Source organism: Brachybacterium sp. sponge (genome assembly GCF_001613775.1).
Taxonomy (GTDB): Bacteria; Actinomycetota; Actinomycetes; order Actinomycetales; family Dermabacteraceae; genus Brachybacterium; species Brachybacterium conglomeratum.
The window spans coordinates 112182-128067 of the sequence record NZ_LRMP01000002.1 but is presented as its reverse complement, the minus strand read 5'-3'; the positions used below and the strand labels follow the sequence as shown (position 1 = coordinate 128067).

6 protein-coding genes and 1 pseudogene are annotated in these 15886 nt (G+C 63.7%); 6 read left to right on the top strand and 1 reads right to left on the bottom strand.

Annotated features, from left to right (window positions below):
* Positions 1-50 precede the first annotated feature (50 nt).
* The gene (locus A4A78_RS17945) at positions 51-215 is read left to right on the top strand and encodes a hypothetical protein (protein ID WP_164740364.1); all 165 of its coding nucleotides are present in this window, start codon (positions 51-53) and stop codon (positions 213-215) included.
* A 100-nt stretch (positions 216-315) separates the two neighbouring features.
* Here the strand turns inward: A4A78_RS17945 and A4A78_RS08605 are convergent.
* A pseudogene (locus A4A78_RS08605) lies at positions 316-1701 on the bottom strand (plasmid pRiA4b ORF-3 family protein).
* 231 nt (positions 1702-1932) lie between these two features.
* On the opposite strand from A4A78_RS08605, the gene drmD reads away from it, so the two are divergent.
* From drmD to drmC, 5 genes are read left to right on the top strand one after another with little or no spacing between them, the layout of a single operon-like run.
* Positions 1933-5184 carry a DISARM system SNF2-like helicase DrmD gene (drmD, locus tag A4A78_RS08595; protein ID WP_255360972.1) on the top strand — a complete coding sequence of 1084 codons (3252 nt, stop codon included), beginning with the start codon at positions 1933-1935 and terminating at the stop codon, positions 5182-5184.
* Positions 5184-9314: a DNA methyltransferase gene (locus A4A78_RS08590; protein ID WP_062948338.1), complete on the top strand. Its 4131-nt coding sequence runs from the start codon at positions 5184-5186 to the stop codon at positions 9312-9314. Before drmD ends, A4A78_RS08590 begins: the two co-directional genes overlap by 1 nt.
* A complete protein-coding gene (gene drmA, locus A4A78_RS08585) occupies positions 9311-13120 on the top strand; it encodes a DISARM system helicase DrmA (protein ID WP_062948336.1) in 3810 nt (1269 codons plus the stop codon). The genes A4A78_RS08590 and drmA overlap by 4 nt, the downstream gene beginning before the upstream one ends.
* On the top strand, positions 13113-15146 hold the full coding sequence (gene drmB, locus A4A78_RS08580; protein WP_062948334.1) for a DUF1998 domain-containing protein: 2034 nt from the start codon (positions 13113-13115) through the stop codon (positions 15144-15146). Before drmA ends, drmB begins: the two co-directional genes overlap by 8 nt.
* A complete protein-coding gene (gene drmC, locus A4A78_RS17490) occupies positions 15121-15870 on the top strand; it encodes a DISARM system phospholipase D-like protein DrmC (protein ID WP_082835271.1) in 750 nt (249 codons plus the stop codon). Before drmB ends, drmC begins: the two co-directional genes overlap by 26 nt.
* Positions 15871-15886 lie beyond the last annotated feature (16 nt).

Below are 15886 nucleotides of genomic sequence, written 5' to 3'. Positions count from 1 at the left end.
CCTCTCACCTATCACCTCTCACCTCTCACCTCTCACCGAAGGAGCACGCCATGTGCCGAGCCACCACCTGCAACACCTGCGGCAAGACCACCTGGGCCGGCTGCGGCCAGCACGTCGACCAGGTCATGAAGGACGTCCGCCCCGCCGACCGCTGCCCCGGCCACGCCGAGGTGGCCCCGGAGAAGGGCTTCTTCGCCCGGCTGCTGGGGCGCTGAGGCCGCCACCGCTTCGCCCTCCTGCAGGGCGACCGCGTTCTGGCCGTTGACCTGCATCCACACGATCTGCTTCGCCGGCCCCCTGACCCGGCACCGCGGCTCAGCGGGTCAGCGCCTCCCGGGCAAGGGAAGTCGCCTCCGGGAACGAGCAGAAGCCCCGCTCGCTGAGCCGCGACGTCACGGTGCCTGTGTTGGCGAGCAGATGCCAGGCAGGCAGGTCGAGGATCGCCCCGGTGGTGACGGGGCCGGACACGCTCGGTCCGATGATCGCGGTGAGGACGCGCGCGATCTCCTCCATCGGCAGCGGCAGTCCAGGTTTCGTCGTCGCGACGTGGGTCAGGAGCACCACCTGGGCGAGCTCCTCGGTCTCGTACCTGCTCGGGACGAGGGAGTCCAGGAACAGCTCGCGCAGGTTGCCGACCCCGCAGTACGGTTTGGCGCGACGGGTGAGCAGCAGGGCGCCCTTATGCTTCCGCAGGATCCCGGCGCGCTGCAGCAACGTGCGGGACATCTCGAGCGGGACGGCGTGGACCTCGCGGTTGTTCATGCCGATCCAGTCCGCCATCTGTGGCAGGACCGCGCTCGCGGCCTCGACGTAGGCAGGACGGAGGTGGCCGGCGCCGGTCAGCGGGATGCCGCCCTCGGCGTCGGCTCGCTCGAGGAACCAGGTCAGGGCGCGCAAGGCCGACTCGACTGCGCTGTCCGGGAGCGGGGCGAGCGGGGCGCCGAGCAGCAGAGCTCGGTCCATCAGGTCCCGTCCTGCGCGGGCGCGGCCGATCAACGTCAACGGCTCGACGAGGAGCGCGGGCACGACGTCGTCCTCCGGGACGGTCAGCATCGTCGTGCCCGACCAGAGCTCCAGGTCCAGGGCCGCGACGTCGAAGAACGCCGGGTCCTCCAGGAGGGTCTTCAAGTCCTCCTCGTCGCGCAGCCCGCCGCAGTCCTCGGGCGGTGCTGCGCGGCTCCCGCCCGTGGCCCGGGCCGGGGCGTCGCCCGACTCCGCCTCCCGCACGGCCTCGACCATGATCCCGAGGTCCCAGCCGTCGCCGTAGTCGTAGAGGTACTCCAGGGTGTCGCCCTCGCTCTAGAGCAGTTCGCCGAGCCGCACCTCGCCAGCCGGGATACCGTCCGGGTCTTCCCCCTCCTCGACGTCGAACTCGCACAGGAACTGCTGCGCGTCCTCATCGAACGGGGCTCCGCCCGCGGCGAAGCACCACAGGTGGTAGCCCGCCCAGCCGAAGGCGGTCTGGAGCACGGTGTGCACGTCCTCGAGTGAGAGGTCGCTGCGCAGCTCGAGACGCCGCCAGATCGGCGGGGTCGAATGGTGGAGGTCGACGCGGACGGTGAGGACCTGGAGCGTTGCCGGTTGCGGGCGGCGTCGGTCGGCGGATTCCGTCCTGTCGCCGAACACCTCGTGGTTCAGGCCTGCGGTGATGTCCCGGAAGCGGGCGAGGATGCCGTCCTCGGCGTCGTCGGTGGAGGGCATGGGGCACATCATCCGGGGCCGCCCGCCCGGCAAGCAAGATCAGATGCCGCCCGGCCAAGAGGCAAGCCCCAAGATCATGAGGGCGCGCTTCCCCGCCCAGTCAGACGTCGCGGCCGACAGACGGAGATGAGAAGTGGAGACCTAACTGCTGGTCAAGTCGGCGATGACTTCGAACCTCAAGCACTCCAGACTCGGCACCCCGACCCGTAACCGTCGGATATCTTGTGCTACGTGACGCATGCTTCATATGCACCCAGTCCCGATCGCACCGAAGCGGCTACCGCACTTCCCCCGGTCCCAAAGCCCGGCGAGGTCGTCCTGGTGCGCGGGTCGCTCTGGGCGGTGACGAACGTGCGAGTGCAAGGTCTCTCGCGGAGTCCCGCCGATGACGGCCATCAGCGCCTCGATCACATCGTCACCTTGCAGTCGATCGCCGAAGATCGCCTCGGCGAAGAGTCCACGTTCGTCTGGGAACTGGAGCTGGGTCACAGCATCGCCCCGGACCAGGGCCTCCCTGTCCGGATCACACCCAACGGATTCGATGAGCCTTCCACGTTGGGAGCATTCGTCGACGCTCTGCGCTGGGGAGCCGTCACGAGTGCGGACCCCAAAGCCTTCCAGGCGCCGTTCCGATCCGGGGCAAACGTGGAGCCGTACCAGCTCGAGCCGCTCCGGCGTGCCCTCGCACAGCCTCGCGCGAATCTCTTGCTCGCAGATGACGTCGGCCTCGGCAAGACCATCGAAGCCGGCCTCGTGATCCAGGAACTCCTCCTGAGGCACCGTGCGCGAAGCGTCATGATCGTGTGTCCCCCGAGCCTGTCCCTGAAGTGGCAGGAAGAGATGCTCGAGAAGTTCGGACTCGATTTCACGATCGTCGATTCAACGTTGATGGCCGAGGTGCGGCGGAAGCACGGCTTGGACGCCAACCCCTTCAAGATCTTTCCCCGGGTCATCGTGAGCATGGCCTGGCTTCCTGGCGTACGCGCCCAACGACTTCTTCGGGACGTCACCTCAGGGCTCGAGCATCGGGCCTCCGCCCGCCGCTACGCCTTCGACGTCCTCGTAGTCGACGAGGCCCACCACGTCGCCCCCTCGAGCCCGTCCCGCCGCCGCTCGGGGACGGACTACGCGGTCGACTCTCAACGGACCATCGCCGTACGAGAGCTGTCGCGGCTGTGCGAACACAGGCTGTTTCTGTCCGCCACACCCCACAACGGACACACCGAGTCTTTCACTGCCCTCATGGAGATGATCGATGATCGACGTTTCCAGCGCGGCGCATCGGTCGATCCGGAGGCGTTGCAGGAAGTGTCGATCCGCCGCCTGAAAAGTGACATCGCCGAGAAGGGATTCCAGCCTCGACGGCTAGGAACGATTCCGTTCACCCCAAGCGACGACGAGGAGCAGGCCTTCGGCGAGCTCGACAGGATCCTTACCCTCAGCGCGGACCGCAACGGACGCAAGCGCTCCGGGGACATCGTCTCCATGCTCCTGAAGAAGCGCTTCCTGTCCTCTCCCTGGGCCTTCTCCCGAACCATGAGCCTGTACCAGGAGGCCAGCGCCGGCCTCGCGGACTGGGACGAGCTCAGCGAGCCCGATGAGTACTACGCGGAGATCTTCGGATCGGATCAGAGCGACGAGGAGGAAGGGCTCGCCGAGCAGCCTGAGTCCGAGGCTCTGCGTCAGTCCAAGTCCATGAATCCCCTCAGCGCTGCCTCGCCTGCAGAAGTCGCAGCACTGAGCGACTGGGGCAGTCGGTACCAAGCTCGCCCGGACTCACGCCTCCGCGCTCTGATGGATTGGCTCCGAGGCATCGTCCGCATCGGCACTGATTGGTCCAATGAGCGCGTGGTCATCTTCACCGAGTACGCCGATACACTCGAATGGATCCGCACCAACCTCGAGCAGCAGGGCTACGACTCGACCCGACTCGGCGTGATTCAGGGTTCCACCGATAGGGAGGAACGCGAGCGGGTCCGTGCTCGATTCACGACGGACCCCGCCAAGGAGCCCATCCGAGTGCTGCTCGCCACCGACTCCGCCGGAGAAGGCATCGATCTGCAGGACTACTGCCATCGCTTGGTGAACTTCGATATCCCATTCAATCCGTCCCGGCTTGAACAGAGGATCGGCCGCATCGATCGCTACGGCCAGAAGCACACTCCGAAGATTTTCCAGCTCTCGCAGCGTGGGCAGCGCTCGCGGGGCAGGGAGGGGATCTATGGCGCCGACCTCGACTTTTTGCAACGTATCGGGGAGAAGGTCGCGACAGCGGCTGCAGACCTGGGATCGGTGAACCTCGTGATCGACGCGGAGATCCAGAACCACTTCGGCAGTACAACAGTCAAGGTGCCGACCCCTGCAGCCGATGACTCTTCGGCAATCATCAACAAGGCCCTCGCCGGGAGCCGGGACGTCAATCGCAGCCTGACCGAGCTCGCCGAGACCTTCGAGTCGCGTCAGGAACAGCTGCATCTGACACCCCGCAATGCCGAACGAGTGCTGCAGACTGCCCTGCGCCTCACCACACAGCCCCCGCTGGAGCGCGATGACGAGATCCTCTCGGACTTGCCCGAGGATGCACCGCTCGACAATGCCAGCGTCTTCACGGTCCCCGACCTCGGCGGCGACTGGGCGGATGCAATCCAGTCGCTCAGCACCCTGCTCGATCCCGACTCACGCCGTCCGATCACCTTCGACCCCGCGGCGGCCCGCGCGGTGCCGGATGACGGACTCGTCCACGTCCATCTGGGACACCCGCTCCTTCAGAAGGCCGGGCGGACGCTCCGCTCTTCCCTGTACGACCCTCGCCACGATCTGCACCGGGTCACAGCCGTCTCACTTGACGGGATCGAGCAGACGTCTGTCGCCGCGGTGTGTCGGATCGTGCTGGTGGGGCGCGGAGGCGTACGCCTGCACGAGGAGATATTCATCGCGGGTATCCGACTGCGCGGGCAGCAGCTTGCCGCCGAGCGAGCTGAGAGTCTGCTCGGCGCAGCGCTGGACAGCGATCCGGAGCTCGCTGATGAAGCTGTGCGCGCCCAGTGCGCGCAACTGTGGAACGACGGCAGCAGCATCCGCCAACGGCTGCAGCACCGCGTTGACTTCCTGGCGCAGAAGCGCCGTGACGATGTACGGCACGACCTCGAGACGCGTCGAGAGGAGGACTTTCGTCATGCACGCGAGATCTACGCGGCCTTCCGGAGAGTTCTCGACGAGTCCCAAGAACAACTCCGAGAGCGCCAGAGGCAGCTCCGGGAGGAACAAGAGACGACGTTGTTCACGATGGACGAAGCCTCCGGCAGGCAGCTACAGCGCGACATCGACTGGATGAAGGAACGACTTGCAGGACTCGACGCAGAGGAGAGTGCCGAACTGCGAAGTATCGAGGAGCGATACGAGGATCCGCAGCCTTTCGTCACCACTGCGGCCGTCGTCTTCGCCGTGACCCCGCAGGACGCGAAGAAGGGAGTGCTCGCCTGATGGCTGTTACGCCTCGACGCACTCGCACCCGCCGTGATCACTGGCGATGGCTCGAGCTGGTCGACCGAGACGGGCCATTTGTCGCGATCCCCGCTCTGAAGCAGGCGTGGCCGCAGGGCATCATCCCTGAGGACGGGCCTCGAGATGTCATCCGCGATGCGAAGCCGGCTTTCGACCGCGCCTGGGACTCCCTGCAGATTGCCGGGATCGACACCGACCGTGCCCTGGAAGAGTTCCGACCGGCCCGCGACGTATGGGTCGACCGGGTGCTGCGCGACGCGTTCCGATGGGACCGGCAGCTTGTACTCAAGACTGAACAGAGCAAGCAGGACGTGCCAGCCGAACAGTGGCCAGAGGCACATTCCCCAGACCGGCGCCATACGGTGCGGGCGAGCGGACTGTTCGCGCGCAACGGAGAAGAGTATGCGGCACTGCTCGTCGTCGACCCCGTCGCCTCATTGAGAGATCAGGGGACCGACGGGTGGTCGGCGAGTGCTATCGACCGCTTAGAACTACTTCTCCGCAGTAGTGATGTAACCATTGGTGTCGTCACCGATGGCCGCTGGTGGGGAATTGTGAGTGCCCAGGCAGGGCTCATGGTCGCAAGCGGCATCGTCGACGCCCAGACCTGGATCGAGGAGCCTGAGGTCTTCACCGGCATCCGTGCCCTACTCGACCCCGGATGCCTCGCAAGCCGAGTACCCGAGAATCGCCTTGACGCCCTGTTCCGCGACTCCGTGGACGCAGCCGAGGAGATCACCGAGCAGCTCGGCGCCCAGGTACGCCAGGCTGTCGAACTGCTCGTCGCAGCGTTCTCCGACGCAGCCCTTCACGACACGGACGAACAGAGCGGCCCGGTCCTGCCAGAGGACACGGACGAGGTGTATCAGGCCGCTGTCACGACGATGATGCGCGTAGTGTTCCTTCTGTTCGCCGAGGAGCGCGACCTCATGCCAACGTCAGCTCTGTACAGCGAGGGCTACGCGATGTCCGGCAGGCTCGAAGCCCTGGAGAAGCGGTCTACCGAGGAAGGAGGCCAATCCCTCGACGCCACCAGCCGAACCTGGCACCGCTTGTTGGCAACCTCCCGTGCCTTGCACGGCGGGGTTTCGACCGAGGATATGCGCCTTCCCGCATACGGCGGGTCCCTCTTCGACCCTGCACGGTTTCCATTCCTCACTGCCGTGGGGACTAACGGATTGAGGATCCAAGTCTCGGACCGCGTGATGCTCGAGGTCCTTCGTGCACTCCAACGTGCCGAGATCGGAGGCGAGAGGCGTCCCATATCGTTCCGTGACATCGATGTGGAACAGATCGGCTACATCTACGAGGGGCTCCTCGGCTACTCCGCTGCCGTCGTAGAGACGACGACCCTGGGCATCATTGGCGGTTCTCGGAGCACCGGCTCAGAGCCCGAGATCTCGCTTGACCAGCTCGATGACTTCGCCGAAGCGACTGACGGGGACGACGATACGCTGGCCATGGGAATCATCGCCTGGGTGAAAAAGGACCAGCCCGGTTCAAAACCGGCCACGAAGAACCAGCTCGTGAAGGCGCTCGCCGCTGGTGATCAAGTCGCTGAAGCCGACGCCTTGTTGCACGCCGTCACGCGCGATGCGGACCTCCGCGAACGCCTGCGTCCGTACGTGGGGATCATCCGGCGTGATCTGAGAGGACGCCTCCTTGTCGTCGAACAAGGTGGACTTGTAGTCATCGAGACACCGTCGCGAGCCAACTCCGGTGCTCACTACACGCCGAAAGCCCTTGCACAGGAAGTTGTGCAACACGCTCTCGAGCCATTGGTCTATCAGCCCGGCCCATACCAGACCGATGACCGATCGTCATGGGTCCCGTTGCGCTCGAACCAGATCTTGGAGCTGAAGATCGCGGACATCGCGTGTGGGTCGGGCGCATTCCTCGTCTCGGCGGCCGAGTATCTCGCCGACCGGCTCGTGGAGGCGTACCAGCGCGAGGGAGTTGCCCAAGGTAACGCGGCGCAGCAGCGGCGCAGTGCCCTCCGCGAGGTGGTGGCCACGTGCCTATATGGCGCGGACATCAACGCCATGGCGGTGGAAATGTGCAAGCTCTCTCTTTGGCTCGTCTCACTCGACCCGACCAAACCCTTTTCCTTCGTCGATGACAAGATCTTGTGCGGCAACTCGCTGCTAGGAATCACCGACGAAGCTCAACTGAGGGCGGTTGACTTGGACCCGTCTAAGGCTCCGGCCCTGGATGAGGCGCCGCAGATGTTCGCATCGTGGAGCTCGGGGAGGTTCCTCGACTCGCTCGACGTAGACGGTGTTTTGCAAGGCGCAACCGATCTACGTCGACACCTCACCTCGCCCGTGGACGACGCTGATCCCCAGCGTGCAGCGAAGACGAAACGACGCTTGTGGGCCGAATACCACAACAAGGTGGAGACACTTCTTCGCGTTGGCGACGGAGTAGTCGCTGCGGGCCTGCGCACTGGTGCAAAACCGGGGAAGCGCCGCGACGAGGCGTTCGAAGACCTTCGCGAAGCAGTCGATCTAGCATTCGCGCAGGATGGGCCCCGTAACACCACAATGCTGGATGCAATTATCGAGTCAGGTCTGACCCCCGAGGTCGACACTGACTACGAGCAATGGCAACCATTGCACTGGGCGATCGCCGTCCCCGACGTCGTGCGGCATGGCGGTTTTGACGCGATCGTGGGCAACCCGCCGTTTCTCGGCGGACAGAAGCTCACCGGCACGATGGGGACCAATATTCGGGACTGGTTCGTGAACGTCCTCGCCAACGGCCGACGCGGGTCCGCTGACCTAGTGGCGTACTTCTTCTTGCGCGCGATGAGTCTATTGGGGCCTCGGGGGGCACTCGGCCTCATCGCCACGAACACTGTGGCACAGGGTGCCACCCGTGAGGTCGGGTTAGACTACATGGTCAACCAGGGATTCACTATCACCCGAGCGATCCAATCCCGACACTGGCCCGCAAAGAGCGCAAACCTTGAGTTCGCCGCGATCTGGGGAACAAGAGGACAGGTTGCCGATGATGTCTCACGAGATGCCGACGGCGCCAAAGTTCCGAGAATATCAAGCCTCCTTGAGCCAGCGGGGCGTACCAATGGACCGCCACAAAAGCTCAGTGAGAATGCACACATTTCCTTTCAGGGGTGCATCCTCCTCGGAGAAGGATTCATAACTAATGAGCGGGAGGCCAAGGAATGGATCGCAGAAGACCCAGCGAATGCTGACGTTCTATTCCCCTACCTTAATGGCGAAGACCTCAACTCTAGTCCGCGAACAGATGCGTCACGCTGGGTGATCGACTTTAATTCACGGTCAGAAGAAGAAGCTTCCAGGTATGAACTGCCATTCGCCCGCGTAGCAAATAAAGTAAAGCCTGAGAGGGCATCGAAAGCCAGGGAGGTTGCCTCAGCACCCTGGTGGAGATTCCTGAGAACCAGACCAGCACTTAGACAGGCAGTCGACGCATTAAATGAAGTCTTGGTGATCGCCCTCGTAAGTAAGACAGTTATGCCGTTGCGGGTCCCGACCGACCAAGTGTTTAGCCATGCACTCGGAGTCTTCGCGACCGACACGTTCTCAGATCAGGCTCAGTTATCTTCGAACTTCCATCAGCTATGGGCCATACGCTTCGGCTCCGGAATGCGCAACGATCCCAGATATACACCGTCAGACGTTTTTGAAACATTCCCCCGCGCACACGGCAGCGACGGACTCGACTCGACCGGCCGTTCTCTCGATAAAGAACGGCGCGAGATAATGCTGCGCCGAGGACTCGGTCTAACCGATCTCTACAACCTCGTGAACCATCCGGACGTCCGCGACGAGGACGATCGGGACATCAGACGGATGCGACAACTCCATACTGAAATTGACCGCGCACTCCTGGATGCATACGGATGGAACGACATCGAGCTGGATCACGGGTTCCATACGTACCGACAGATGCAGCGATGGACCGTCGGGCCTGAGGCGCGAGTCGAGATTCTCGACCGCCTCCTGGAGGAGAACCACCGCCGCGCAGCGGTCGAAGCTGGTTCGTCGGGCGGCGTCAACTCGGTGCCCGCTACGACAGATACCGATCAGGATGACAGTAAGGCGGAAGGGACCGAGCTCTCATGAGCGATACCACCCATGGAACAACCGATGGAAGCTACTCGGAGCGCTTGCTCGGACTGAGCTACGCACCAGACGGGACTTCCTGGACCGATCGTGAGAACCTCACCGACCTGCTTCAGCGTGACCTACTCGGCCCCACCCACGGTGACGACGAGCTGCTGGACGCTCAACCTGATTCGCTCTACCTCGTAGGTCGGATCGCCCCGGCAAAGCTCGAAGGCACAGCCTCGGACCGACCCGTCACTCAGGGCGTCGACGACGACGCCGACGAAGAGATCATTCCTGCCCTGGAGGCTCGCCTTGGCCGCGGCGTCCCCGCCGGGAATGTCGATGAAGACACCGCCGGTAACGAAGACGAAGGTGCCGAAGACGTTCCCCTGCGCCGAGGACTCATGATCCCCGCGTCCATGGGGCTGCGATTCCAAGTCCCCCTTGACCAGGAGACAGTCACCGTTCACGCGTCCTGGGGCTCATACCGCCCTGAGACGGCACTAGAGGATCCAAGCGACCCGCCGAAGGCGGGAGAGCGGCCGCGTCGAAAGTACCGCCGTACCCAGCACGTACAGTCTCGGCGGGTCAATCTCACGTCCTTCATCGCGGGCAAGACGGCCGAGCTCCTCCTCGAAGACCGCATCGTGTTGCGCATCGACACATTCGTGCAGGGCTCAAAGCGGATCATCGAGATCTCGCTGTGCAACGACCGCGAAACGCCCCGAAAGATCCCCGTGGACGCCTGGCTCTACCAGACCCGGCTCGACGTGGATGCAGGGGGCGATGCAGTCTTTCTCCCAGTCCGCGATATCCTCCTCGAGGATACTCCGGCAGATGATGACGAGGAAGCCCGGCTCGAGCTGCAGTACCGCAACCGACTCGAGTTCGCCATTGGGCGCACGTGCTCCGCGGACTGGACCGCCCAGGAAGGCCAGCGTCGCGCCACTCAAGTGCGCACCACATGGCTGCCGGTCTCCGAAACGCCGCAGACCCAGGCTCGAGACGTCGATGGCGCCCAACTGGATATGACTGTGCTCGAGGAACTCTCGACGCCGCAGAACGCCGAACGGCTGAAGGAGGCCTTGCTACCAATCGTCGTCGGCTACGACGACTGGCTGTCTGTACAGGAAGCGGAGAGCAAGGGGCTTCCGCTCCGGCTCCGGAAGACGGCGGAGACCACGATATCCACCGCCCGGATCACGGCTAAGCGTCTGCGTCACGGTGTCGATTTCTTAACACAGGACGAGGAGGCTCTGCGTTGCTTCGCCTTCATGAACCATGTGATGGCGGAACAGCGCCTCCAGAGTCAGGTGGTCGAGCTTCGGAGCGCAGGCTCAGAACGCGACCCGCAGGAAGCAAGACGGGCCGTCGAGGCTAAGGGACCGCGTGCTCACTCGTGGCGTGTATTCCAGCTCGCCTTCATCCTCTTGCAGATCCGTGCACTGGTCCAGCCCGATCACGAACGCAGGTCCGGGGATCTGGCTCAGGCCGAGCTACTGTTCTTCCCGACCGGTGGTGGGAAGACCGAGGCTTACCTCGGACTGGCTGCGTTCACCTTCGCAATTCGTCGCCGTCAGGGCGTGCGCGACACTCCCGAAGGGCCGATCGATGGCCTCACCGGCGTCTCCGTCCTCATGCGCTACACCCTTCGACTGCTCACCGCTCAGCAATTCCAGCGTGCGACCGCGATGGTCTGCGCAGCCGAACTAGAACGCCGCAACAGGCCGGAGATCTGGGGAACCGAGCCCTTCCGCATCGGGCTCTGGGTCGGTAGCGCCGTCTCCCCGAAGCGCTATGAAGAGGCTCGCGAGCAACTTGAAAACGCGGCCGAGGGAAAGAAGTACGGCTTCACGATCCTCCAGTTCGAACGTTGCCCCTGGTGTGGCACCGAGATCGGCCCTCAGAACGTCATGGGGGACGACACATTGCGCCGTGTCTTCGTGCGCTGTGCGGACCGCACCGGGCAGTGTCCTTTCTCCGTCGGCGCTCAGGTCGAAGAGGGACTACCGGTCCTCACCGTGGACGAGGAGATCTATCGACTTGTGCCCGCGTTCGTCATCGCCACGGTGGATAAGTTTGCACGCTTAGTCCGGGAGGGGGAGGCATCTTCCCTGTTCGGGTACCCGCAGTACAGATGCGATCGGCACGGCTTCGTCCATGACGACTCGACATCGTGCACTATCAGCGTGAATAGCAAGCACCGGAGGGAAAAAGCAGGCACAGGCCAGGAACTTCCCGCTGCGAGCAAGCGCCTGGCTCGTCGCCTGCGGCCCCCGGACCTCATCATCCAGGACGAGCTCCACCTGATCACCGGAGCACTCGGAACGGTCGTCGGTGCATTCGAAGTTGCCATCGACGTCATGAGCACTTGGACCGATGGGCAAGGGCGGCAGGTCCGTCCACTGGTCGTCGCGTCGTCGGCGACAGTGCGTCGTGCCGAGGTGCAGATCCGGAACCTCTACGGACGCGGTACAGCAATCTTCCCACCCCAGGTGCTCGATGTGGCGGACACGTACTTCTCGCGCGAGCTGCCCATCTCCAGGGAAACACCCGGGAGGCGGTACATCGGCATCTCCACGACCGGTGTGCGGCTGACCGCAGCAGAGATCGCTGTCTCCACTTCGCTCCTCTCTTCCGGGCAGCTCCTTCTCGATACCGCCGTGGCCCCGACTAATGGCGCACCGGTCAGCACGGACCCATATCTGACGTTGGTCGGCTACTTCAACGCCACGCGAGAGCTCGCCGGCATGGCCCGGTACGTAGCGGACGACGTCCAGACCGCGTTGAAGAAGCGCCGGCCCGGGAAGTTCTTCCCGCTGCGCTGGGGAACCGCCGGAGGGTTAAACGTCGCCGAGCTGACGTCCCGTGCTGGAAGCAGTGAGATCAACGAGACTCTGGACCAGATGGGCACGGAGTTCGACCACGGATACGACACCTCTGCGGAATTCCGGAAGCGGTCCCGCGACATCCGGGAGGGGCGCAAGCCGTCGCAACGTGAAGGGGCTCGACCGATCGACGTCGTACTCGCCACGTCCATGTTGCAGGTCGGCGTCGACGTGACGCGCCTGGGGCTCATGCTCATGGTCGGGCAACCCAAGAACACTGCCGAGTACATCCAAGCGACGTCTCGAGTTGGTCGTGACCCGTCGCGTCCTGGACTGGTGGTGACCCTCGGGAACTGGGCGCGGCCGCGGGACCTCGCCCACTTCGAGCAGTTCCGCCACTACCACGAGACCTTCTACTCGCAGGTCGAACCGCTCTCGGTGACGCCATTCTCCGAGACCGCCCTCGACCGCACCTTGTCCGGTGTGCTCCTCGCGGCAGTGCGCGTGATGGATGCCCAGGTCAAGGACGGGCTCTCTCCCGAGGCCGGGGCAGATCGTATCCGCACTCGGGAGGCCCGTGTCGAGGAACTCATCGATCGACTCGCCGCGCGTGCGGACCTCGCCTCGACCTCCGATGCATCGCACGATTCCGACGGGGCCTTCAACGTGCGAGATGAAGTACGTTTCCGATTGATTAATCGACTGGACAAGTGGCGCAGCCATCGCAGCAATTCCATCGCCTCGCAGCGCCACCTCGTCTACGAACGGATCGGGAAGAAGGGAGACAAGGTCCCGCTCATCCGCTCGCTCGAGGACGTTCCTAACTCGAGCAACGTGGAGGGGGTGCCGTTCCCGGTAGCCAACTCGATGCGTGAGGTCCAGCCTGAGATCAATATCCTGGTCTCGCCCGTGAAGGAACGTCTCCAGTCCCCTGAGCTGGAAAACGCCCCAGCCTGGACAGCAAGCGCGGAGAAGGGGGAGAACGATGACTGATGCCAACACACAGGACGAAGGCGGCCTTGACCCTCTTGGTGATGCCGAGCAGTGGAAGTCGAAGAACTATGCACGAGTCGGTTCTGCACGCCCGTCCTCGCTCCTGTACACGTACGGGCCCGGGGCGGCGATGGACCTTCCCCACTTCACCGTGATGCCCAGTGGTCTCGACGACTGGAACCGTATCTGGAAGCGCCGTGAGGGAGAGCCCAACACGATCCACGCTCCGAGACTGCTCCACGCTGTTCAGAACTACTTCATGGGAGACTCGGTCCGTGAGCTGCGTCCATTCCCATGGGCGCCGAAAACTTCGTGGGGCGATACATCAGGAAGTGACCTTGGTGTGCCGTCCCGCGTGTTTCCGCAGTGGATGCGTTGCACGGGTTGCGACAAACTCTCCACCGTCGTGCATTTCACCTACAAGAACACCAATCCCTTCCGCTCGGACCTGGCGAGGTTCGTGCACGAAGACTGCCCCGGACACGGAAGGGGAAGCCGGGTGCGACGCGCCCCACGTGTCGCCGACGTCGTGCCGGCCCGTTACTTGCTGGCCTGCCCGAACGGTCACTTGGACGAATTCCCCTACGAGTGGTGGGTGCATCAGGGGGGCCACTGTCCGGATGCGGAGACACCCTCGCTCATGATGACCGAACGGAACGTCGGTAAAGGCTCGACCGCGACAATCCGCTGCCAGACCTGCGGGGTAGCAAGGCCGATGAACGAAGCGCAGGGAGAAATCGGCCGCGCGAAGCTCCCCCGTTGCCGGGGGCGTCATCCGCACCTTGGGCGATTCGACGCCGAAGGCTGTAGCGCCGACCCCCGCCTCATGCTGCTCGGCGCCTCGAACTTGTGGTTCCCCGCGACGCAATCAATCATCGTCATGCCCGGTGCGGAAGCACCTACGTCTCGAAGTATCGGGTTCCAGATCATCGACTCGATCGGGGAGCGGAGGTTCGCCTCGTACAAGGACGATATTGCGAAGATCCGTGAAGAACTTGACCTCTCCGACTCTGGTCTCACCGAGCTCTCGGACGACGAACTCGAGGCCGCGATCGCGGCTGTCGACGCTGACGACGAGGATCAAGTTCAGCAAAGACAGGCGCTTGAGGACTTCGACCCCATCAGCCTGCTCGAGCCCGAGTGGCACTATCTCGCCCGGTCGCTGGACAAGCCGCGCGTCCATGACAGCCAGAGCGGACTCGTGCTCTCACGGCCGGCGGGAGGTGTGGACAGGCAGCTGAAGGAGCTTGGGATCGCACAAGTTCACACCGTAGACAAGCTACGCAAGGTGAACGCTCTCGTCGGCTTCACCCGAATCGACGACATGGAACGAGCCGAAGGGCTAGGACACCGTCTCGTCCCGCTCACGCGCACCCGCAGGCCCACATGGACAGTAGCCACGGAAGACCGGGGCGAGGGCATGTTCCTCCAGTTCGACGAAGAACGGATCAGCAGATGGGAGCGCACTATCTGCGAGAGCGATATTTTCAAGGCCCACAAGGCCGCTCACAAGCGCAACTACGACGCGAGACTCTCTGACACCGCCAAGGCAGAAGACCATCTGAAGCGGTTCCAACCGCCTCGCTACTGGTTGCTACACACGCTCGCGCACGTGCTGATCCGAGAGATGGCCATGGCATCGGGATACTCCGCAGCGAGCATCTCCGAACGCATCTATGCTTGGCCGAAAGATGGCGAGCGCTCCCCCGCTGCCGGGATCCTCCTCATCACGACAGCCAGCGACAGCGATGGGACCCTCGGAGGCCTCGTCCAGCTGTCGACCCGACGCGAACTCGCGCAGACGCTCAGCACGGCGCTACGCAAGGCCCGGCGCTGCTCCTCGGACCCAGTCTGTGCATACCGCACACCACAGGATCCCGAGGACTTCCTCCACGGCGCGGCCTGCCACACCTGTGCCATGGCTTCGGAGACATCGTGCGAGCGAGCCAACAGGTTCTTGGACCGCCGGTTCCTGGTCGACCTTCCCGGGGCTTCCGGCAATGGGTTCTTCGACGGCGATTGGTGATGTGATCGTGGACGATCCAATCGACGCACTTGGACGTCAGATCCGCACTGCGGACGCCCGCATCGTCGTCGGGTCTCTGCAGCAGGGCGAGTCCGTCCTCGGTGCGTTGATGTCGCTCAGTCCCGGTGCGCGGGCAAGCGTCAAAGCGTTACTCAGACAAGCAGACATGCTGTACGACGCCGCAGGGCTCGAGCGAGTGCTGCGCGGGGTCGTTGGAGCACGTTCGGTGGGCTCGCCAAACGAGCTTCTGTGGACTGCACCCGGGCTCCGTGCGCAGTCCGGCGGCCTCACCACATCTCTCGTCGGGCTCGTCGATGACGCTGCGGAGTCGGTCATCTGCTCCACCTACAACTTCCAGACCAGTTCCGGTATGTGGAAGGCGCTTCGTCGTGCTGCACGCAGACAGCTCGACATGCGCATCTACATCGACCGAGAGGCTGCGAAGGGCGCCTCCGGGCCGACGGCGATCGACGTCGCCAAGCAACTGGCACCAGCCACAGTGCTTCAGACCCAGTACGTCGATGGTCGCGCACTCCGCAATCATGCCAAGTTTGTCGTAATCGACCATCGGCTGTTAGTCGTGACCAGTGCCAACTTCTCATGGAGTGCTGAGAACAACAACGTGGAACTCGGGGTGAAGATGACCGATCCACAACTCGCTCGCCGGGTGGAGCGCGAGCTCGAGAACCTTGAGGGCAGCGTGTATGAACATGTAGTGCCATAGGAAGTAGAGGACTGAA

Excerpts from the sequence above, each read along its gene's own strand:
- A4A78_RS17945 (WP_164740364.1), top strand. The coding sequence starts at position 51 with ATGTGCCGAGCCACCACCTGCAACACCTGCGGCAAGACCACCTGGGCC.
- drmA (WP_062948336.1), top strand. The coding sequence starts at position 9,311 with ATGAGCGATACCACCCATGGAACAACCGATGGAAGCTACTCGGAGCGC.
- drmB (WP_062948334.1), top strand. The coding sequence starts at position 13,113 with ATGACTGATGCCAACACACAGGACGAAGGCGGCCTTGACCCTCTTGGT.
- A4A78_RS08590 (WP_062948338.1), top strand. The coding sequence starts at position 5,184 with ATGGCTGTTACGCCTCGACGCACTCGCACCCGCCGTGATCACTGGCGA.
- drmC (WP_082835271.1), top strand. The coding sequence starts at position 15,121 with ATGGGTTCTTCGACGGCGATTGGTGATGTGATCGTGGACGATCCAATC.